The 21,926-nt window shown below is 44.7% G+C and carries 19 protein-coding genes, 1 tRNA gene and 2 other annotated features; of the genes, 10 read left to right on the forward strand and 10 right to left on the reverse strand.

The annotated features are described in order from the left end of the window. Positions 1-151 precede the first annotated feature (151 nt). Positions 152-736 (forward strand): spore protease YyaC, encoded by a 585-nt coding sequence (gene yyaC, locus V6C21_RS05545; RefSeq protein ID WP_034840879.1) that lies wholly within the window; start codon positions 152-154, stop codon positions 734-736. 6 nt (positions 737-742) lie between these two features. Here yyaC and rsmI read toward each other — a convergent pair whose 3' ends face one another. From rsmI to V6C21_RS05590, 9 genes are all read right to left on the reverse strand, one after another. Further along, the gene (gene rsmI / locus V6C21_RS05550; protein WP_045085419.1) at positions 743-1,582 is read right to left on the reverse strand and encodes a 16S rRNA (cytidine(1402)-2'-O)-methyltransferase; all 840 of its coding nucleotides are present in this window, start codon (positions 1,580-1,582) and stop codon (positions 743-745) included. Between the two features lie 70 nt (positions 1,583-1,652). After that, positions 1,653-2,390, reverse strand: coding sequence for a tRNA1(Val) (adenine(37)-N6)-methyltransferase (locus tag V6C21_RS05555; RefSeq protein ID WP_479268540.1), 738 nt, complete (start codon positions 2,388-2,390; stop codon positions 1,653-1,655). 86 nt (positions 2,391-2,476) lie between these two features. Next, the gene (locus tag V6C21_RS05560) at positions 2,477-2,647 is read right to left on the reverse strand and encodes a DUF362 domain-containing protein (protein WP_034840885.1); all 171 of its coding nucleotides are present in this window, start codon (positions 2,645-2,647) and stop codon (positions 2,477-2,479) included. Between the two features lie 139 nt (positions 2,648-2,786). Then, on the reverse strand, positions 2,787-3,692 hold the full coding sequence (locus tag V6C21_RS05565; protein ID WP_479268541.1) for a PSP1 domain-containing protein: 906 nt from the start codon (positions 3,690-3,692) through the stop codon (positions 2,787-2,789). Between the two features lie 78 nt (positions 3,693-3,770). Continuing rightward, positions 3,771-4,748, reverse strand: coding sequence for a DNA polymerase III subunit (locus V6C21_RS05570; RefSeq protein ID WP_479268542.1), 978 nt, complete (start codon positions 4,746-4,748; stop codon positions 3,771-3,773). Continuing rightward, complete coding sequence (locus V6C21_RS05575; RefSeq protein ID WP_034840893.1) at positions 4,748-5,071, reverse strand: cyclic-di-AMP receptor; 324 nt, start codon at positions 5,069-5,071, stop codon at positions 4,748-4,750. The genes V6C21_RS05570 and V6C21_RS05575 overlap by 1 nt, the downstream gene beginning before the upstream one ends. Positions 5,072-5,102: 31 nt before the next feature. Next, positions 5,103-6,464 carry an aminotransferase class I/II-fold pyridoxal phosphate-dependent enzyme gene (locus tag V6C21_RS05580; protein ID WP_479268543.1) on the reverse strand — a complete coding sequence of 454 codons (1,362 nt, stop codon included), beginning with the start codon at positions 6,462-6,464 and terminating at the stop codon, positions 5,103-5,105. Further along, a complete protein-coding gene (gene alr, locus V6C21_RS05585) occupies positions 6,442-7,551 on the reverse strand; it encodes an alanine racemase (protein ID WP_479268544.1) in 1,110 nt (369 codons plus the stop codon). The genes V6C21_RS05580 and alr overlap by 23 nt, the downstream gene beginning before the upstream one ends. Before the next feature lie 107 nt (positions 7,552-7,658). Next, positions 7,659-8,711, reverse strand: a complete 1,053-nt coding sequence (locus tag V6C21_RS05590) for a lipid II:glycine glycyltransferase FemX (RefSeq protein ID WP_034840899.1) — start codon at positions 8,709-8,711, stop codon at positions 7,659-7,661. Positions 8,712-8,961: 250 nt separating this feature from the next. Between V6C21_RS05590 and V6C21_RS05595 the strand changes: the two genes are divergently transcribed. The 8 genes from V6C21_RS05595 to V6C21_RS05630 all read left to right on the forward strand — a co-directional run bounded on the left by V6C21_RS05595 (position 8,962) and on the right by V6C21_RS05630 (position 19,883). Beyond that, a complete protein-coding gene (locus V6C21_RS05595; protein WP_034840901.1) occupies positions 8,962-9,402 on the forward strand; it encodes a Fur family transcriptional regulator in 441 nt (146 codons plus the stop codon). A gap of 22 nt (positions 9,403-9,424) precedes the next feature. Beyond that, positions 9,425-9,619, forward strand: a complete 195-nt coding sequence (locus V6C21_RS05600) for a PspC domain-containing protein (RefSeq protein WP_034840904.1) — start codon at positions 9,425-9,427, stop codon at positions 9,617-9,619. 190 nt (positions 9,620-9,809) lie between these two features. Next, the gene (locus V6C21_RS05605; protein ID WP_034840907.1) at positions 9,810-10,580 is read left to right on the forward strand and encodes a type III pantothenate kinase; all 771 of its coding nucleotides are present in this window, start codon (positions 9,810-9,812) and stop codon (positions 10,578-10,580) included. A gap of 72 nt (positions 10,581-10,652) precedes the next feature. Beyond that, entirely contained in the window at positions 10,653-11,285 is a 633-nt protein-coding gene (locus V6C21_RS05610) for an ECF transporter S component (RefSeq protein WP_479268545.1), read from the forward strand. 335 nt (positions 11,286-11,620) lie between these two features. Continuing rightward, the gene (locus V6C21_RS05615) at positions 11,621-14,356 is read left to right on the forward strand and encodes a cation-translocating P-type ATPase (RefSeq protein ID WP_479268546.1); all 2,736 of its coding nucleotides are present in this window, start codon (positions 11,621-11,623) and stop codon (positions 14,354-14,356) included. Between the two features lie 59 nt (positions 14,357-14,415). Beyond that, positions 14,416-14,655 (forward strand) — a binding site (T-box leader). Between the two features lie 78 nt (positions 14,656-14,733). Beyond that, positions 14,734-15,312: a helix-turn-helix domain-containing protein gene (locus tag V6C21_RS05620; protein ID WP_034840910.1), complete on the forward strand. Its 579-nt coding sequence runs from the start codon at positions 14,734-14,736 to the stop codon at positions 15,310-15,312. Between the two features lie 50 nt (positions 15,313-15,362). After that, positions 15,363-17,036 (forward strand): AMP-binding protein, encoded by a 1,674-nt coding sequence (locus V6C21_RS05625; RefSeq protein ID WP_034840913.1) that lies wholly within the window; start codon positions 15,363-15,365, stop codon positions 17,034-17,036. Between the two features lie 198 nt (positions 17,037-17,234). Continuing rightward, a complete protein-coding gene (locus V6C21_RS05630) occupies positions 17,235-19,883 on the forward strand; it encodes an NYN domain-containing protein (protein WP_479268547.1) in 2,649 nt (882 codons plus the stop codon). A 79-nt stretch (positions 19,884-19,962) separates the two neighbouring features. Here the strand turns inward: V6C21_RS05630 and V6C21_RS05635 are convergent, their stop codons facing one another. Continuing rightward, complete coding sequence (locus tag V6C21_RS05635) at positions 19,963-20,988, reverse strand: branched-chain amino acid aminotransferase (RefSeq protein WP_034840919.1); 1,026 nt, start codon at positions 20,986-20,988, stop codon at positions 19,963-19,965. Positions 20,989-21,077: 89 nt separating this feature from the next. Next, positions 21,078-21,320 (reverse strand) — a binding site (T-box leader). A gap of 242 nt (positions 21,321-21,562) precedes the next feature. On the opposite strand from V6C21_RS05635, the gene V6C21_RS05640 reads away from it, so the two are divergent. Beyond that, positions 21,563-21,638 (forward strand) — tRNA-Ala (locus tag V6C21_RS05640). Positions 21,639-21,926: the final 288 nt, after the last annotated feature.

A 21,926-nucleotide genomic window follows, 5' to 3' on the forward strand; every position in this document is an offset into this window, starting at 1 on the left:
TTCGAGAGCAACTGAGCAATTGCAGCTTTATAATACTATCACAAAATAAGCATATTTTCAAGGTAATTGCATAAAAAATATCAGACCGAATTATAAAATCGTTGTTAAGAGGGCATACTCTATATGAAAAATTTTGAAGCGGAGAGAAAAAATGCCTGAGACAAAGTATTTTAACATCGCAGACCGCTTTGTGCAGTGGAAGATGAACCATGCGCTTTATGAGATGGTGCAGGGAGTGGAAAAAAACTATAATAATATAAGCGTTATCTGCATCGGGACAGACAGGTCAACAGGGGATAGTTTCGGGCCATTGACTGGGCACATGCTGTCAGGGCTATCACTATTGGAATTTGACCTTTACGGTACGCTTGAACATCCAGTTCACGCATTGACTTTGCCGGATGTATTGAGCGGAATTGATATTGAAAACACCCTTGTGATAGCTGTCGATGCCGGTGTAGGCGATCCCGATATGATAGGGAATATAGGTATGAGCTTCGGGCCCATAAAACCTGGAAGCGGGCTTGGAAAATCTTTGCCAGATGTTGGCGATATATCGCTTACGGGGATCGTAGCGATGGGTGGCTTAGCACCGTTTATTATGCTTCAGAACGCCCCGCTTGGTTTAGTTTACAGTATGGCCGAAAAGACCTTTTTTGCAATTCAGTATGCACTCAGCTCCCTCCAGCTTAGGCATAGAAGGCAGAGGAGAAACAGGATATTTTATCCCGCCTAAAATATCTTACACATCTAAAGTTTTCTTATAAAGTTCGGAACGGCTTATGCCTGTTTCTTTTGCTGCGCGCTTAACAGCTTCCGGTCGCGTCATGCCCATATCCATATACATTTTCACAAGTTCCTCGCCGCTTAAATCAGTTCCCGATTCTGCGTCATTGTTTGCAGCATTTTCGTCAGCGCCTTCAACGACAAGGACGAATTCACCGCGCGGCTCGTTTATTGAAAAGTGTTCGATGGCACCCGACAGTGTAGTGCGGATAACCTCCTCGTGAATTTTAGTCATTTCGCGGACAATTGAGATACGCCTGTCGCCGAGAATATCGAGCATATCCTTAAGCGTTGCGCGGAGTTTGTGCGGCGCTTCATAAAATATCAATGTGCGAGTATCTTTGCAAACCGCTTTGAGCCTGTCTCGGCGGCTTTTTTTGTTGGCGTCAAGAAATCCCTCGAATGCAAAGCGCCCTGTAGGCAAACCCGACAGGGCAAGCGCTGAAACGGCTGCGCAAGGACCCGGAACAACGGCAATAGGAATACCGCGTGAGGCACAAAGCGCCACAAGATCCTCGCCGGGGTCTGAGATTGCTGGCATTCCGGCATCGGTCACGAGCGCGCAGGTTTCACCAGATTCGATTCTCTCGGCGATTTCTTCTCCGCGCTTAAATTTGTTATGTTCAAAATAGCTTATCATAGGCTTTTTAATATTAAAATGGTTCAGTAACTTTAGCGTGACCCTTGTATCTTCCGCTGCGATAAAATCTGCATTTTTCAAGGTTTCAATCGCTCTTTCAGAAATATCGCCGAGATTGCCTATCGGCGTCCCGACGAGATATAAAATTCCGGCCATTTTTTCCTCCAAATATAGAAAACCAGATTAATGGTCTGGCTTAAAATTATCATAAACATGATTAATGGGCTTATTCATGCTGAAATTTGTTGTAAATTGCGCTCATTTCAGACGAATATCCTCCGTCATCGCTTTCCACAATAAGCGCAGGTTCGGCCAAAAGCCCCGGTTTCGCGCCTTTTTTGCCCTCAACAAGAACAAGCCATGGCTTTGTATCAACGCGCTGCTGGACGAATCTGAGCCGCTTAGGCTCAATCCCTTTTTCCCTCATGAGACAGATTATGTCTGCGAGCCTTTCGGGTCGGTGGCAAAGACACAGCCTCCCGCCACCTTTTAATATGCGTGAGGAAGTTTCAATGATGTCGCCAAGCGTGCAAGCCAGCTCATGGCGTGCTATACGTGCAGAGGTGCTGCGGCTTATTCCGCCTGTTCCGGCCTGCTTATACGGGGGATTACAGGCTACGAGATTATAGCAATCATTATAGCTGCTGTCAAGTGCTCTTAAATCAGCATTAATGGGGTGGATATTGCTGAAGCCGTTAATCTCAGCGGATTTTTCGATAAGCCGGACGGCGTCGCTTTGAATCTCGACGGCGTCAATCTGTCTTGCCCCGCCTTCACATGCCCAGAGGACAGCTATAATACCGCAGCCAGAGCATAGGTCGCAAAGCCTTTTTGCCGCTTTTGGGGCAGCAAAATCTGAAAGGAGTATTGCGTCGGTGCCAAAGGTGTGATTTTTAGAAGTGACAGCAAAAAAACCACCTCCGAGCGGCTCGATTTTTTCCTCCAATGGTTCAAACTGCGGCATTACATTAACCTCCAAAATCATAATTCCATATGACAAAAGAACCTGCGCTGTGACACGCAGGTTCATTATGTATGTGCTTTTTTACATTATTTCTGCTTTGGAGCATCGACCGGGCAAACACTCGCGCAAGTTCCGCAGTCGACACAAACACTCTCATCAATAATGTAAGTATTATCGCCTTCCGTGATGCACTCTACCGGGCATTCAGAAGCGCAGGCACCGCACTTGATGCATTCTTCGCCTATTTCGTATGCCATAATTAGCACCTCCTTGAAATTCATATATTATTCTATCACAATATTGGCTAATTGCAAGATAAAGCTGTGTAATAATAATTTTTATTAAATTTTTTATTCATAATAGTTTATAATATTCGATAAATGTGTTTAAATTTTGTTAATTATTTTCGAGATCCTCAAGGATTTTTTCTTCCTCTTCTTCCAGTATTTCGTTGCCTATCTCGTTATCATTATCATTGTCATTATCATTCTGAACATCGCGCAAAACCTCTACCTCGTCGCGTTTAAAGGTTTTAACAGGGATGTCCGAACCTTCAAGTTTAACCTTTAGCATACCGGTGAGGAGGGCGACTTCCTCAATTGTTCCGTTGCCGTCCGGGGTTTTTACATACGCGCCGACTTTGGGGGTATTTTTAATCAAGTCCTCATATGCTTCATGCTCATATTTAAGGCAACACATCAGTCTGCCGCAGGTGCCAGAAATTTTAGTCGGATTAAGGGATAATCCTTGTTCTTTTGCCATCTTAATTGAAACGGGCTGAAAATCGCCTAAAAAAGTGCCGCAGCAGAACGGCTTGCCGCAGATACCGAGGCCGCCGAGCATTTTTGCCTCGTCGCGCACGCCAATCTGCCGCAGTTCGATACGGGTGCGAAAAACCGACGCCAGGTCTTTTACCAGCTCGCGAAAATCAATTCTGCCGTCCGCGGTGAAATAGAACAAAATTTTGTTGTTGTCGAATGTATATTCGACGCCTATGAGTTTCATGGCAAGCTTGTGGTCAGCTATCTTTTTAAGGCAGATGCGGAAAGCCTCTTTTTCTTTCCGCTCGTTTTCTTTAACGTGCAAAAGGTCCTCTTCTGTCGCAGCTCGTATGACACTCTTGAGCGGTTTTACGATATTCTCGTCGTCGACCATACGATTCGGCATAACGACTTCGCCGCATTCAATGCCGCGAGCGGTTTCAACGATGACATGGCTGCCAGCAGTAAATTTTATATTATTTGGATCAAAGTAATAAACTTTGCCGACACTTTTAAATCTAACTCCGATAACTTCTGTCATTATATTTATCATCCCTTTCTTACCTGTATTTCGGTTCTATCGATGTGAGGAATTGTAATGTATAAATGAATAAGGGCTCTAATGAAAATTGCGCCATAACTGTGAAAACAAAGCGGTCACGTGAAGAGTTACATTAGCGTACATATCAGCGGCTTTCTGCGAATCAAGCGCCGTATTAAGTGCATTGAATATTTTTTTGAGCGGGGCGCTGCGCGATATAGCGGCGGCCTCTGCGTCAAAACCTGAAAGCGTGGCCCTGCCGCCGTTTCTTACTGAAATAGCGTCTCTGAACAGTGCAGGTAGCAATTCGAGAAACGCGTTAAAAAGGTCGCTGTCCTTTTCGAGCCTGCCTGACAGGCGGATAAACGAATAGAGGTCAGTCGAACATAATGCTTTTGTAAAGGCGGACATAAAATCTGAAATTTCGGAAAATCCTTCACTGAGCATTATCTTCGCGCGCCCGATATTGCCGCCTGAAATGTGTGCGGCACGCAGGGCATCTTCTCTGGCGATTCCGTCGGAGGCGAGTGCCAAGACAGCTTCTTCATCGGTCACCGCCCCAACCGATACCATCTGGGAGCGGGACCGTATGGTTTCAAGCATATGTGACCTTAAGTCACACGTCAATATAAACAAGACATAAATGGGGGGCTCTTCGAGAATTTTTAAAAGAGCATTTTGGGCCTGCTCAGTCATATTTTGCGCATCTGCAATTATATAAACCTTACGTGAAGCATCATTTGGCTTTACATACGCGTCAAGCCGAATTTGACGGACAATATCGACGCCGATAGTACGCGTGCTGCCGTCTGCACCATAGAGCTTGATATCTGGGTGAGCGTGGGCAAAAGCGTTTCGGCACTGCCGACATACCCCGCAAGGCACTTCGCCGTCTGACTGACATACAGCGGCAGCCGCGAGGATGCCTGCAAGTGTCTTTTTGCCAGCACCTCGCGGCCCGTCGATCAAAATTGCATTTGGTATTCTGCGATTATCAAACATACCAGAAAGAATAGTTTTTGTCCTGTTATTACCATAAAAACCGTTAAAACGCATCAGACTTTTTCAAACCTTTCAACGTTGAGGACAAATATAGTTGCTCCACCGACAGTTACTTCTACCGGGAAAGATGTATACAGACCGACTCCATATGAAGCGGACGTTGGCATCATCTGACTGCGTTTGCGGCTGTGTTTTGCAATTATGTCCATAACCTGCTGAACTTTATCGTCGTCGACACCAACAATAAATGTTGTGTTGCCGGCCATAAGAAATCCGCCGGTTGTGGCCAGTTTAGTTACTGAAAAACCTTCACGTGTAAGGCCGGAGGACACCATGGCGCTGTCGTCGTTGCTGACGATGGCGAGTATTAACTTCATAACGAGCCCCTCCCTTGTGTTTTTCACAATTTTATTTTACCACTTTTAAATTTAAAACACCATAGCTTTTTATAGCAGAAGCAATTTCATGTGAAATAAGTTCTCCGGGCATGACGAGGGGAACACAAGGGGGACACGGACACACTGCTTGAGCCGCAATGCGTCCTATACAGTTGTCTACTGATACTGTTTCGCTGTCGGCAAAAACCGCCTGTTTTAGTGGCATAACTGTTTCTGGTACAACATTATAATACTTACCTGGCGGAATGCCTTTACTCCTCTCTAATAAGCAGATTGCCTTTTTGAGGCGCTCAAAATCCTCATCAGAGTTAAAAGGCGAGGGTATGAGAACAAGGTGCCTCTCATCGCTCATTTCCAGGGATATTCCATTTTCCCTGAACAGCAATGCGGCACTGTTGCCGTTGATACCGCATGACGCTGTGTCAATTACGATTCTTGTAGGATCAAAAACGGCTTCCTTTGGTGTAAAAAAGCCCAGACTGTCACAAAGCTCCCGTATAGATTTTACCTTTTCGATTAAACCTTCAAAAGCCACATTGCCGTCCTTTTCCATCCAAGCCCGGGCTAAATCAAGTGAAAGCATAATAAGATAAGAGGGGCTTGTCGAACCGAACAGAGTCATCGCCGCTTTGCCGTCGGATTTAGAAAAACGCGGCGAATTTATATGCAAAAAGGCGCCTCCTGTGAGAGCGGGAAGGGTTTTGTGAGCGGAGTCGCACGTCATGTCGGCTCCGTTTTCTATTGGATGCATTTTTTTGCCGACAAGCTTTAAGTGCGCCCCGTGGGCGTTGTCGACGAGCAAAGTGAGATTATGCCTTTTGCATACCTCTGAAATGCCCTTTATATCCGAGATAATGCCGTAATAGTCGGGACTGGTGATAAAAACGGCGACAGCGTCGGCGTTACTGACAGCCGCCGTTTCTATATCTTCTGGCGCTATAGAGCCGGGGAGCGCCGAGCCCTCAAAGGGCCTGGGGTATACCCAAACTGGCTCAAGTCCCAGCAATGCCATTGTGTTTACCACTGAACGGTGGATATTGCGCGCACAAATTACCTTGCCGCCGTCTTTTGAAACAAGACGCAGCATCGCTTGTATGCAGAGCGTCGAGCCGCCCGCCGAAAAAAGCGTTTCACGGCAGCCGTAAAACGCCGCGGCCAGTTTTTCCGCTTCAAGTATTGCGCCCTCGTCATCAAAAAGGTTGTCGGTTTCAGGCAGCTCGGTTACGTCAAAGCAAAGCGCCTGTCCGAAGATTTCAGAGAGGGGCGAGGAAACGCCCTTATGCCCGGGCATATGGAATCGCGCGAGCTGCCGCCTGCTATATTCCAATAATGAAGCCAAAAGTGGAGCATTATATATATTTTCGTTCAACATCTGCGTTTATAAAGAGAGGGTTGGCGTCAAAAGCGGCCAAATCGCCCTCATGGCACTCAATTTCTGTAACATCCAGTATAACGCTGCACATGCCGACTCTTCCTATTACGGCAGCTCTTTTGCCGTTTACTGTTGCGTAAAGCTTTCCCTTTCCGAACAGGCGTAAGAAATCGTGGAAACCGTCCCGCATGACGTCGCGGAACCGGTAGGTATCGGCTTTTTTCTGTGTAAACAGCCCTTGAGCGTATCCGACTGGAACAACGGCAATGCGCGTCGGCTTTTTTGTCTTGTAAGTATTGGCATAGCCTATATTGTGACCAGCGGGGAGCCAGCGGACATCGCAGATACTGCTTTGCAGATGTCCAACTTGCTTCAGCTTTACCTTAGTTTTGACGCCTGTTCTGCCGATAAGAGCGGAACCGCAGCGGACCGCGTCGAGCCGGAGTTCCGGATAGAGGAGTGCGGCGTTGGAGTTTGCAATATGGCGCATACCGGGATTTACGCCGGCTTTTTCAAGCGTATTAAGGCAGCTTTTGAAAAGGGCAAACTGCTGCATTACATGCTTGCGGTTTTTTGCGAAACTGAATGAAAGATGTGTAAAGGTACCGCAAACGATAAGATTTTTCAGGTATTTGGCGGCTTGGGCCGCTTTGTCTGCATCCTGCGGCAAGAATCCGAAACGGCCCATTCCTGTGTCGAATTTTATATGAACCCGGCATTTTACGCCGTGCTTTTCCGCTATGCCGTTTAAAAGAACCCCGTTTTCATAAGAAGCGAGAGTGGCAGTTATGCCGTTTGAAATAATTTGTTCGACTTCTTCTTCTGTTCCATAAGGGGTCAGGAGCAAAATCTCCGCCTGAGGAAGGACTTTTTTGAGGACCAGCGCTTCTTCAAGACGGGAAGCGGCAAAAAGCCTCGCCCCAGCGTCCCAGAGAATGCGAGCCGCCTCAGTTTCGCCCATACCATAGGCGTTGCCTTTTAAGACCGGTATCACGCACACGCCTGTTTCATCTCTAATGGCGTTGTAGTTGTCAGCAATGTACTGTTTTTCCACAACAAGCGTAGTCACTTTACACAGTCCTTCCATTTTATACGTAAAGCAATTACTAAAGAAAAAGCAATTGCCTTATCAATCCGTTTGTATTGATGTGCGAAAATTAGAAATGCGTTAAATGGTGAGATTATTTACCGCTGTCAATTGCGGTGCCTGCGGTTCTTGATATGGCGGGCTTTTTTGAGAGCCTTGATTCCGAAATCGACAAACATAGCGACGGGCCGGTTCAGAACGAGGTCGAATTCACCGCAGAACTCAGTCAAATCGCCGCCGAAGCCTTTTTTGAAGCGATAAAGGCCATAAAGCGGATTGTCCGGTGAAAGGTCGCCGGATACGCCGCGGAAATCATAGATCCGGCACTTATTTTCAATAGCCCAGCGGATCATTTCCCATTGAAGCAGATAGTTGGGCATCATATTGCGGTAATTGTTAGATGACGCGCCGTAGTTATACCATACCTTGTCTCCGTAATGAATAGCCAAAGTTCCAGCAATCGGGATGCCTTGATAATATGCCATGTAAAGGCGCGCCTGTTCGCCGAAAGCGTCAAGCATACCTTCAAAATACTCTAAAGGCCGGGTGGCAAAACCGTCTCTCTTGCCTGTTTCTTCCATGAGTTTGACAAAGTCCGGCAGCGCTGATTTATCCATTACTTTGACTTCAACATTGTGTTTTTTGGCAACGCGAATGTTATAGCGGGTCTTTGAATGGAAAGCGGCAAAAATCTCATCCTCGGTTTTACCCTCTATATTGAGCCTGAATACGAAGCGGGGCTGAATGCTGTCGAAATTTTTGCCGTCGCCGTGCAGCTCGAAGCCAAAGGATCCCATGATTGCCATAAATTCTTTGTCGCTCGCCAGCACATCAGGATCCATTTTTAAGATATATGATTTATATTTTATTGCGAGAGCCCTTGCCCCGCCGATTAATGCGGCAATAACATTCTTGTCATGAATGTCGCAGACAGGGCCGCGCGGCGCATACATTATAGTAAAGGGAAGACCAGGCACTTTTCTTATCAGCAAAGACAGGCCACCGATAATTTCGCCTTCGGCATTTCTCTCAACAACGGCCTCCCATTTCCAATCTTTTTTAACTTTACCCCATTCGGGACCCTGCATAAAATGGCCTTTGGGATTGCTTTCTATAAATCTTTTGTATTCTTCAAGGTTTTTTTGTGATAATATTTCCAAAAAAGTCACTCCTCGGGACGATTAAATTCTATATATCCTGAAAATTATAACATTCATCAGCGTTAATTGCAACGCTCGTATATAAAAATTTGTAAAATAATTGTTTTATGCCGTAAATGCATTTTCTTTTAAAAAACGGCATTAATAAGAACAGGTACACTGCGAGTATATGCTTAATGTTCCCGCTGAGTTGTAATTCACATTTATATGTGATAAAATGAGAACATACTTCTTGGGCGGGGTGGTTTGTGTGGTTCGTGATGCAGGCTGTTATCGTGATATACTTGCAGCGAACGGCATTAAAGGGACCAGACAGCGGCTCGCAGTGCTGAAGGAACTTTATTCAAGTTCCGTTCCACTTACGGCTGATGATATATATATAAAAATCCATGACAAAGGGCAGGAAAACCTCAGTCTTTCTACTGTTTACCGCATACTTGACATGTTCGTTAAAAAAGAGATTGCTGTAAAGTCCGGATTGATTCAGGGCGGAAAAGCCCTCTATGAAGCTGTTACCGGTGTGCATCGTCATAACCTTATTTGTATAAAATGTCATAGGATGATGTCATTTGACGGTTGTCCGTTAGAAAGCCTGGAAAAGGATCTTGAAAATTCCACTGGATTTCATATATCCGGCCATAGGATGGAAATTTACGGTATATGCCCTGAATGTGAACGTTCTAAATCATAGAATATAAAGGGGGAATAAGATCATGAAGAGATTATACAGATCCACGAAAAATGTAATGCTGTGCGGTGTCTGTGGCGGAATCGCCGAGTATATTGGCACAGATCCGTCGCTTATCAGGATACTTTGGATTATCTTGTCAATAGCGAGTATCGGTACGGGAATTCTTGCTTATATTGCCTGCGCTATAATCCTGCCGAAAGATATTGAAATAAATTAGTGCATTTGGCAAATCAGACAATCAGCGGCATTATTTGATTTGAAAAAATGTGTAAAGCGGGGAATTGTAATATTTCCCTGCTTTTTTATTTGAAAGTTTTAAAATATTAGTTTATACTTTTAACGTTACAGTTGTTCGTTAAATTAGCGCCGTATTTAGATTATTCTAAAACGACAGCAGGGAGGTTAATATGGTACTTACAGTAGACATCGGCAACTCTAATATTGTTGTAGGGGAATGGGAAGACGAAAAACTTAAGTTCGTTTCGAGAATTGAGACGGACAAGACCATGACTGAGGACAGCTACACAGTAAGGCTTAAGAATATTCTTGAGCTTTATGGTGTACAATATGAAAAAATTGAAGGCTCTATTGTCTCCTCGGTTGTACCTCAGGTTACGGGTTCGGTGGTCAATGCCCTTGAAAGGCTAATCGGCAAAAAGCCACTTATTGTCGGGCCCGGAATCAAAACGGGACTCAACATCAGAATTGACGATCCCGCTGAACTCGGCAGCGACTTGTGCGCTGACGCAGTTGGTGCGCTTGCAAAGTACCCGAAGCCTATAATTATTTTTGACATGGGTACTGCTACTACAATCAGCGTTATTGATGCGAAGGGCTGTTTGCTTGGTGGCGCTATCATTCCCGGGGTCAGGACAAGTCTTGATGCGCTTTCGCAGAATGCGTCACTGCTGCCTCACATTGGCCTTGAAGCACCGCGCGATTTGATAGGCAGAAATACGATAGATTGTATGAAATCGGGCGCGGTATTCGGCACTGCCGCTTTAATCGACGGCATGGCTCAAAGAATTGAGGAACGTTTGGGTCAAAAGGCCACGATTGTCGCGACCGGCGGCAATTCCAGTTATATTATCCCGTACTGCAAGAGCAAGATTATTTATGACGCAAATCTCTTGCTCGAAGGTTTAATTAATATTTATCGCAAAAACGTGACTAAATAAGTTATGTTTTTGCGTTAAATAAATAAATCGCGCCGCATCTTGCAAAAGAGCGGCAGCAAAGGGGTCTTACAAATGAACAACACTACAGCAAGTGGAATCAGAAACCAGAAAGTCCAAAAGATGGTGCAGCTATCTATGTGGACGGCGATAACCATTATTTTGGCGTTCGTCCCGTATCTCGGCTACATCAGTATAGGGCCGTTTAGTATTACGACGGTACATATACCGGTCATAATCGGCGCTATAATGCTTGGTCCCGCAGCGGGAGCATTTTTGGGCTTTGTATTCGGACTGACGAGCGTTATTCAGGCGACGCTCCAAGTGCCTATAACGGCATTTATTTTCAGTCCATTCGTGCCGTTGGGCAATTTCAAAAGCCTTATTGTTGCCTTTGTGCCACGATTACTTGTGGGTGTTTTCGCAGGCTATGTCTATCTCCTGATAAAGAAAAAGGATAAGCGCGGATATTTGGCGGCTTTAGTAGCAGGCATTGTCGGCTCGCTCACCAATACGATACTTGTTCTCGGCGGAGCATATATCTTCTTCGGTACAGAGTACGCCAACGCGACCAATATCCCATATAAGAGCCTGATTTGGGTCATCCTTTCGGTTGTGGGCACAAACGGCGTTGTTGAAGCAATTGCCGCGGCAATTACAGCGACAGCGATAGCAAAGGCTCTTTTCGCTTTAAAAAAACATATGTAAAGCCGTTGCTTTTTCCAATTTTATATGATATAATTTACAACACAATTTAATAACGCCCGTTAAAAGGGAGTAGCAAGACGCATTGGGTTTCACTCAATGTGCTCTACGCAAAATCAACATGTCGGCTCAATGTCAAAAAGTATAATGCTGAAGGGAAATCTTCTCTGAAGCGGTTGACTTTTTATGAGCTTGGTTTTGCGGCCATGATTGGCAGTCGAGACTTTTAACATAATTTCTATAAACGGAATTATGTTAAAAGTCTTTTTTATATACATACTAAAATAATGACTTTATTGCAAAACCACGTTAGCTGGACATAACATGGGGGAATTAAAATGTTGGCGAATCAAGCAACAACGTCGAAGAAGCCACTTTCAGAATCAAATTCAGCACAGATGTTATCAAATCCTGAAAAATTGACGGTAGAAGAAGTGCTTTCAAAGACAAATTCGCAAGCTGACGGATTAACGCAGAAAGAGGCGCAGGCGAGGCAAGAGCAATATGGAAGAAACGAACTTGCTCAGAAAAAGGGCAAAAGCCCGATAGTAAAATTTCTGCTTCAGTTCAAAGACCCGATGATTTTTATTTTGCTTGCTGCCGCGGTTGTATCAGCAATTTTGCAAGAAATCACTGACAGCGTTATAATTCTTGTCGTTGTAATTTTAAACGGCATAATCGGTTATATTCAGGAGGCAAAGGCAGAAAAAGCAATCGAAGCCTTAAAAAAGCTGTCGACGCCGAAAGCGCTTGTACGGCGTGAAGGTAAGACAGAGGAAATAGACGCTGCGCTGCTTGTACCCGGCGACATAGTCTTGCTGGAAGCAGGCAGAGTAGTACCCGCTGATTTGCGCCTTATTGAATCCTCAAACTTGAAAATTGAGGAATCGGCCCTGACAGGCGAATCAGTTCCGTCGGAAAAGGACAGCGGCTTTGTAGCAGACGGCGATATACCTGTCGGTGACAGAATCAATATGGCTTATATGACTACACCTGTTACTTACGGCCGCGGTGTCGGTGTTGTCACTGCAACAGGTATGAATACCGAAATTGGAAAGATAGCCAAAATTCTCGAGGAAGACAACGACGATACGACTCCGCTTCAAAAGCGCCTTGCCGACCTCGGAAAACTGCTGGGAATTTTGACTATTGGTTTATGTGTTGTATTGTTTTTGGTAGCTGTTTTGCAAAAGCGCGATGTTTTCGATATGCTTCTCACCGCCATATCGCTTGCTGTTGCGGCCATTCCTGAGGGGCTGCCCGCTGTTGTGACGATAGTGCTGGCTCTCGGTGTTCAGAGAATGGTAAAATCCCGCACAATAGTGCGCAGGCTTCCGTCGGTTGAAACGCTTGGTGCCGTCAACGTGATTTGTTCGGATAAAACTGGAACACTAACCCAAAACCGCATGACGGTTGTAAAGAGTTATTTTGACGGAAAAATTACCGCGCCCCAAGAACTTGACCCGCAAAATGCATCAATATATCTTGAAGGTTTCACTCTTTGCAATGACGCGTCAATAGAGGACGGCAAAGATATCGGTGACCCGACAGAAACAGCCCTTCTTTCAATGAGCAAGATTTTCTCGCTGACGAGAAAAGAGCTTGAAAGCAAATATCCTCGCATAAATGAGATACCTTTTGACAGCGACCGAAAGATGATGACAACAGTTCATGACTATGGTGATAAGAAAATATCTTATACCAAGGGCGCTCTTGACGTAATATTAAGACACAGCGATAGTATTTTTGACAATGGAAAAGTACGTCCGCTCGAAAAAGAGGATATAGATAAGATAAACGCTGCTTCTTCTGAGATGGCGCATGATGCGCTGCGAGTGCTTGCGCTGGCATTTCGAGAGAGCAATGGCGAGGCTGTGGAAGAAAACCTGTGCTTTGTCGGACTTGTAGGTATGATCGACCCGCCGCGTCCCGAGGCAAAGGAAGCGGTTGAAAGCTGCCGCAAAGCAGGGGTAACAACTGTTATGATAACGGGCGACCATAAAGAAACAGCGCTTGCTGTTGCCCGGGAAATTGGCATAGCGACTGACGTTTCCCAGTGCATTTCCGGTGAAGAACTGAACAAGATGACGCAAGAGGAACTGAATAAAAAGGTCTCAGGTTTGCGTGTATTTGCCCGCGTTTCCCCAGAACACAAGGTTATGATTGTAAAGGCGCTCAAAGCAAATGGCAATATCGTTTCGATGACAGGTGACGGAGTAAATGACGCGCCGTCGCTCAGAGCTGCAGACATCGGTCTTGCAATGGGCAAAACAGGTACGGATGTTGCAAAGGGTGCCGCCGATATGATTTTGACCGACGACAATTTTGCAACAATCAAAAAGGCGGTTGAGGAAGGCCGCAATATTTATAGAAACATTAAAAAGTCAGTCATATATCTGCTTTCGTCAAATATAGGCGAGATTGTGACAATGTTTATCGGCGTAATCGTTGGATGGCCTGCACCGCTTTCAGCGGTAAATATCCTTTGGGTAAACCTTGCGACAGACTCACTTCCGGCATTGGCGCTCGGCGCCGACCCGGGCACACCTGAAGTCATGAAAGAAAAACCCCGCTCCCCGAAAGAAAGTCTTTTTGCACACGGCGGCGTGCCGCTGCTTATAATATATGGGATACTGTTTGGCGCAATAACGCTGTTTGGATTTATTCTCGGTTGTTATGAAGCAACTTTCGGGCCTCATCTTTTCACATTTTCACAGCTTGAGCATATAGATTTCAGCAACATGAATGTTGTCAATGAGGGCCGCACATTCGCGTTTACAGCACTTGCAGTGTCGGAACTTCTGCACGCAATAGGAATGCGTGATGTTAAAAAGTCGATATTCCGCATGAACCATCTGAACAACTGGATGATGTGGGTTGCCGTCGGCGTAGGCATTGTTCTGCAGTTTATTGTTGTTCAGACGCCTATTAACCAAGTATTCAACACAAATCCGCTTACGTTTATCCAGTGGTTGACAGTATTGGGCCTGGCCGCGCTGCCGCTTGTTATGCATGAAATCATTGTCCTGTTTTTATTCCTGAAAAAGAAGTTAGCAGCAAAACAAGTAAACTAAAAGAATTTTTGATTTTGACTTGACAATGGATTTGTATGCCTATATAATGAAAATATAATTTAAATGCTATGACGAAGAGCGCATGGTTAAGTTGACTTCAGAGAGTCGGCGTTTGGTGCGAGCCGATGTTAACGACCGTTATGCGTATCACTTCCGAGCAGGTGTCCGAAATGGCCTTTGCCAGAGTAGTATCACACGTTTAGCCGCGTTAAGGTGATGGGCTTGTTGGAGCTCTTAGAGTGCGTAAATTTGTTTTACGAATTTGGGTGGTACCGCGGGATGATTAGCCCGCCCCATATATTGGGGCGGGCTTTGTTTTTTGTTTCAAAACACGATACCATTAAAAATTTAAAATCATAGAACAAGGGGGCTTAATTATGGAAACAACGATTAAGGAAATTGCGGAGCGCATACGCGGACTCAGGGAGATACTTGGTATTTCCGAGGAAGAAATGGCTAAGGTAACAGGCGTAACCTTAGAAGAGTATCGTGCGAGTGAGCGCGGTGAGAATGATTTCTCATTTACATTCATGCTGAAATGCGCCCAGCGCTTTGGCATTGACATTGTCGAGCTTATGACTGGCGAAAATCCGCATCTCTCCTTCTACACGATAACGAGAAGAGGAAACGGCCTTCCGATTCAGCGCCGCAAAGGTTTTGAATATTGTCATCTTGCTCCTTTTATTAAAAATAAACTTGCCGAGCCGTTCATTGTAACAGCTCCTTACAGCGAAGAAGAACAGAATAAGCCTATCAAGTATTCGACCCATGCGGGGCAGGAATTTGACTATGTATTAGAGGGCTCGTTAAAATGTGACCTCGATGGTCATATTGAGATATTAAATGCGGGTGACTCAATCTATTATGATTCAGGACACCGCCATGGAATGATAGCGACAGGCGGAAAGGATTGCGTATTTCTTGCAATAGTCATCACAGACGGAAAAAGCAAATAATAAACCAGCTTTATTCTTGCTTTTAGGAGGAGCTGGATGGGGGATATGCTATGCACGGAATTCATCTTAAGTATGTCAATGAAGAGTATGATAAAAACGGACTGCTGACCAAATTCAGTCTCAATATACCGGACGACTATAATTTTGCATACGACGTTGTTGATGAAATGGCAAGGCTTGAACCGAATAAGACAGCAATGATCTGGTGCAATGAATTCGGCGAGGAACATTATTTTACATTTGCGGACATCAAGCGCTATAGTGATAAAACCGCGAATTTTTTCACCAGCTTAGGAATCAAAAAAGGCGATATGGTAATGCTGGTTTTAAAGCGGCATTACGAATTTTGGTTCTCAATTATTGCTCTTCATAAAATCGGGGCGATAGCGATTCCGGGTACGGCTCTTCTTACGGCCAAAGATTTTGCATACAGATTTAATCTGGCGGGCATTAAAGCAATTGTCTGTACCGGTGAGGGCGAGGTTACAGATCATGTTGACGAGGCACAGAAAACCTCGCCGTCCCTAAAGATCAAAGTGGTTGCGAGAGGCAAAAAAGACGGCTGGGTATCGTTTACCGAGGGCATGGAGGCCGCAAGTGAAAACTGGAGCCGTCCGCAGGGCAAAGATGCGGTTTGCGCTAAAGACTGCATGCTTATGTATTTCACTTCAGGCACAAGCGGTTTGCCGAAACTGGTCGCACATGATTATTCTTATTCACTTGCCCATATTATTACCGCAAAGCACTGGCACCACCTCGACGAGAACTCACTGCATCTTACAGTTGCCGAAACCGGCTGGGGCAAGGCGGTATGGGGAAAGCTATATGGCCAGTGGTTAATGGAATCGACCGTATTCGTCTATGACTTTGAGAAATTCAATTCTGCCAACCTGCTTTCAAAAATTGAGCAGTACCGCATTACGTCGTTTTGCGCCCCGCCTACCATTTTTCGCTTCTTTATCAAGGACGGAATGGATGGTTATGACCTCTCGTCGCTGAAATATGCCACAATTGCCGGCGAGGCACTAAATCCGGAGGTATTCAATAGGTTTTACGAGAAAACCGGAGTTAAGCTTATGGAAGGTTTCGGGCAGACCGAAACGACACTTCTAATCGCAAATCTTTACGGTATGACGCCAAAGCCCGGGTCAATGGGCAAGCCTACTCCGCTTTACAATGTTGAGCTTCTCGACAGTGACGGAAAACCCGTCCCACCCGGAGATGTAGGTGAGATTTGCGTAAAGGTAGAAGAAGGCCAATACCAGCCGGGACTTTTCACCGGTTATTATAAAGACCCAGAGCGCACAAAATCCGTATGGCATGACGGTTATTATCATACAGGTGATACCGCGTGGCGCGATGAGGATGGTTACTTCTGGTATGTCGGCCGCACGGACGATGTTATCAAATCGTCAGGCTATCGTATCGGGCCTTTTGAAATAGAGAGCGTGCTGATGCAGCACCCGGCGGTACTTGAATGTGCCATCACCGGCGTACCAGACCCAATCAGAGGTCAGGTTGTCAAGGCTACCATTGTACTTACGAAAAACTATAAGCCTTCCGATGAGCTTGCTCAGGAACTCAAGGACTATGTAAAAAATCAAACCGCACCTTACAAATATCCTCGTGTCGTAGAATTTGTCGAGGAATTGCCTAAGACAATCAGCGGTAAGATTCGCCGCGCTGCTCTTAGGGAAAAGGATAATGCTGGTAAGGTTGGTTGACTCTCTGTAACATAAACCCCAATCAATTGTGATTGGGGTTTTCTTTTGCACGAAATTTGCTAATAAAATCTTATAACGATTGGAAAATGACAAATTGTAAAAAATCAAACTTGCTGGTATCATTATAATAGAATACAGTAAAGTCTCTGAAAATCGATGTGAATATAAGCGATTTAAATAAAGGATTTGAAACGGATTATGAAAAAACTTGTAATTGGGATACTGGCGCATGTCGATGCTGGCAAGACGACGCTGTCTGAAGGCATGCTTTATTTGAGCGGAAAGATAAGAAAACTCGGCAGAGTTGACAATAAAGATTCATATCTCGATACTTATGAGCTCGAAAGGCAGAGAGGAATAACTATATTCTCAAAACAGGCCATTTTTGAAGTTGATGATACGCAGATAACATTGCTGGATACCCCGGGGCACGTCGATTTTTCTGCAGAAACTGAGAGAACGCTGCAGGTATTGGACTATGCCGTTTTAGTCGTTAGCGGCGCGGACGGCGTGCAGGGGCATACCAAAACCTTGTGGCGCCTGCTGGAAATGTATAATATCCCTGTGTTTATATTCATCAACAAAATGGACCAGAATGGTACAGATAAAGATAAGCTGCTTAGGGAAATAAAAGAACGCATGAGTAATAGGTGCGTAGAGTTTGAGCAAATCAATACTACCGCATTTTTCGAAGAAATCGCAATGTGCGACGAAGAATTGATGGATACTTACCTTGAAACGGGACATATAGATACAGCTCTGATTAAAAAAGCTATAAAGAAGCGGAAGATATACCCCTGTCTGTTCGGCTCGGCTTTAAAGTTGGAAGGCGTCGAGCGTTTGCTGCATACTGTGGTAGAATATACTGATGAACCAAGCTATCCGGCCGAATTCGGCGCTAAAATCTTCAAAATTTCAAGGGATAGTCAAGGAAACCGCCTGACACATCTCAAGGTTACGGGCGGAAAACTGAAAGTTAAAGATATTTTGTCAGGAGATAGCTGGAAAGAAAAAGTAGACCAGATTCGCATATATTCCGGCGAAAAATTCAAGACCGTCAACGAAATAGAAGCGGGCGGGGTATGTGCCGTTACGGGACTTAGCAACTCAAGGCCCGGCGAAGGGCTGGGAATAGAGAAAGCTTCAAATAAACCGGTATTAGAACCAGTGTTGTCCTATCGGATTATACTTCCGGATGGCATGGACCCAAGGGCTATGCTGCCGAAGCTCCGCCAAATTGAAGAAGAGGAACCGGAACTCCATATTGTTTGGGATGAGCGGCTGCAGGAAATCAAGGTACAAGTCATGGGTGAGGTTCAGACAGAAATTCTTCAGAGCGTGATAAAGAACCGTTTTGGAGTTGATGTGGCGTTTGGTGAGGGAAAAATCGTATATAAAGAGACGATAGCCAACGCTGTTGAAGGGGTAGGCCACTTTGAACCGCTGCGGCATTATGCGGAGGTCCACTTATTATTAGAACCGGGAGAACCGGGTAGCGGCCTGCAATTTGATACTATATGCAGTGAGGATTTGCTGAGCAGGAACTGGCAGAGGCTCATATTAACCCATCTTAAAGAAAAAGAGCACAAGGGTGTCCTGACAGGTTCGGCAATTACAGATATGAAAATCACGCTGGTTTCAGGCAAAGCGTCCAACAAACACACAGAAGGCGGAGATTTTAGAGAAGCTACTTACCGAGCGGTACGCCAAGGCCTAAAAGAGGCAGAATCCATACTGCTGGAACCTGTCTATGCCTTTCAGTTGGAACTGCCTAAAAAGATGGTCGGAAGAGCCATGTCAGATATTGAAAACATGCATGGTACATATAAAATTTCACAAACAGATGGTGAAACAGTAGTTCTTACAGGTACCGCGCCGGTTATTACGATGAGAAATTATCAGAAAGAGGTAGCCGCTTATACCGGCGGGCTTGGCAGGCTTTTTTGCAGCCTGAAAGGTTATGAACCTTGCCATAACGAAGAAGAGGTAATAGAAAGTATAGGGTATGACTCAGAACGGGATATGGAAAATCCGACAGGATCTGTTTTTTGTGCCCATGGCGCAGGCTTTTTAGTTGACTGGTATGAAGTTAAAAATTATATGCATCTCCCAAGTTATTTTCAGGATAAAACCGAATCAGAGGATGAAGTAGTAAAGCACCGGACGCAAAAGGAAGAAATGAATATCAGTCCGGAGGAAGTTGATGAGATTTTAAAAAGAACATCCTATGCAAACCAACGAGACAAAGAGAAAATTAAGCAGAAACCAAAACGAGAAAGTTACAGCGGCCCTATAAACCGCGTGAGCATAAAGAAAGAGAATAAAGAAGAATATCTTCTTGTGGACGGCTATAATATAATCCATGCGTGGCCGGAATTAAAAGACCTTGCGGACGAAAATATGGACGGGGCAAGGATGAAGTTAATTGAAACGCTCAGCAATTATCAAGGTTACCGCAAATGTCAGATTATAGTTGTTTTTGATGCCTACCGCGTCGAAAGGCATGTCGAGGAAGCGATAGACTTCAATAATATTCATATTATATATACACGCGAAGCGCAAACCGCAGATCAGTATATAGAGCGGTTTTCCCATGATAATAAAAAGAAATACTCAATAACGGTCGCAACATCGGACGCACTTGAACAGCTTATTGTCCGGGGAGCAGGCTGCTCACTGCTTTCCGCCAACGAACTGAAAGCAGAGATTGAGAAGACAGATAGGCGGATTAGGCAGGAATATCGGCAGATAAATGATGAAAACCGCAATTATTTGAAGGATACTCTGCCTTCAAAAACCAAAAGAGAGATGGAAGAAATGATTAATAAGGGCAGAGGAGTAAAATGAGTTTTATATTTTTACACGAAGGCATATAAAAACACGCACTCCACTAAAGGGGAGTGCGTGTTATGCTGTAATGTGCTTTTTATTCGATGACCTTGATCCATCCTTTTGGAGCTTCGATTCTTCCAAACTGGATTCCGGTCAGAGTATCGTACAGTTTCTTTAAGACAGGGCCCATGCCGTTCTGGCAGTCCGGAATTATGATTTCTTTGCCGTGGTCGACGATTTTACCGACAGGCGAAATGACAGCCGCAGTGCCGCAAAGGCCGCACTCTGCGAAATCCTTGACCTCGTCAAAGTAGATTTCCCTCTCCTCGACTTCGTAATTGAGATATTCTTTAGCTATATACATAAGAGAGCGGCGTGTGATTGAGGGAAGTATGCTGCTTGATTTCGGAGTCAATACTTTCTTGTCCTTTGTTACGAAAATGAAGTTTGCGCCGCCGGTTTCCTCAACCTTAGTACGGGTGGCCGCGTCCAGATACAAGTTCTCGTCAAAGCCGTTCTTATGAGCTGTTACAATGGCATGGAGACTCATGGCGTAGTTCAGGCCGGCCTTGATGTGGCCAGTGCCGCGCGGGGCTGCCCTGTCGAAGTCACTGACGCATAAGGTCAGCGGACGGATACCGCCTTTGAAATACGGGCCGACCGGTGTGGTCAGAATACGGAACTGATATTCTTTTGCAGGAGCAACACCGATAACAGGGCCGCTGCCAAACATATACGGTCGAATATAAAGTGACGCGCCAGAACCATAAGGCGGGACATAAGCCGCATTTGCGCGTACGGTTTGAACAACAGCGTCAACGAATCTCTCTTTCGGGAATACCGGCATTTCCAGCCTTCTTGCGCTATCTTCCATACGTTCGCCGTTCAGATCGGGCCGGAAAGTAACGATATGGCCATCCTCGGTCGTATATGCTTTCAGCCCTTCAAAGCAAGACTGCGAATATTGCAGCACGCCAGCACATTCGCTGATTGTTACGGTATGGTTGTCTGTCAGTTGTCCTTCGTCCCAAGCTCCGTCTTTGTAGTAGGAGACATAGCTTTTGTCTGTTTGACGGTAGCTGAAATCGAGATTTGCCCAATCGAAATTCTTCTTTTCCATTGTCAGACACTCCTTTATAATAGATTATATTTCTTTTGTTAAAATGAAACAACAAAGGGCTTATAATTTAAACGCCCTAAGCTTAAAAAGCTTAGGGCGAATTATAAAATCCGTGGTACCACCTAAATTCAGAGCATGCTCTGCACTCAACGGCATAGTAATACCGTTTCTCGGATTAACGGCCGACCCCCGACAGAGCTTAATAGATAATATGTAATCGTTCAGCCCTGCAGCTCCGAAACGACTTCCCGATTTTCCTCACGAAGATTTACACCAAACATCTTCTCTCTGCGCATATAGAAAACCGGTACTCTTTTCTTCACAGCTTTAATATGTTAAATTATTATTAATAATAACTCAAAATTTACAATTAGTCAATATCAATCTGCCAATTTGATAGTTTTTCACAACTGCTGCTTTAGAAATTGATTTTCTTACATGCAATTTCTCTTCGTATTGCAAATTATTTTATATTAATAAATTTAAAAAATTTAAAAAAAGTCTTGCAAATAGGAATAAAATATGATATTATAAACGAGCCGCGTAAATCGCAAAAACAGAACAAAAACAGTTTGGGCTCATAGCGCAGTTGGGAGCGCACCACAATGGCATTGTGGGGGTCGGGGGTTCGAATCCCCCTGGGTCCACCAAAGCAAAACCCGCAAGATATCAAGGCTTGCGGGTTTTTTGATTAGCTTTACGAAAACTTCCCAAACTGCATTTGGACGTTATTTGGTCATTATTTTTTTAATAAGTTGTGTTATTTTATTCGTTTATCAACTTTATCGTTCAAAATAGGTGTTTTGATGCCTAAATGTTCTTTATATTTAAATTTAATAATATTCTTATTAATGGGACATATAGAAGATAATCACGAAAGCTACAATTAGTCTGCTGTTTAATATTACAATTTTGGTATACAATTATCAGCCGCGGCA

The organism is [Clostridium] cellulosi, assembly GCF_036762875.1.
GTDB classification, from domain to species: domain Bacteria; phylum Bacillota; class Clostridia; order Oscillospirales; family Ethanoligenentaceae; genus Ruminiclostridium_D; species Ruminiclostridium_D cellulosi.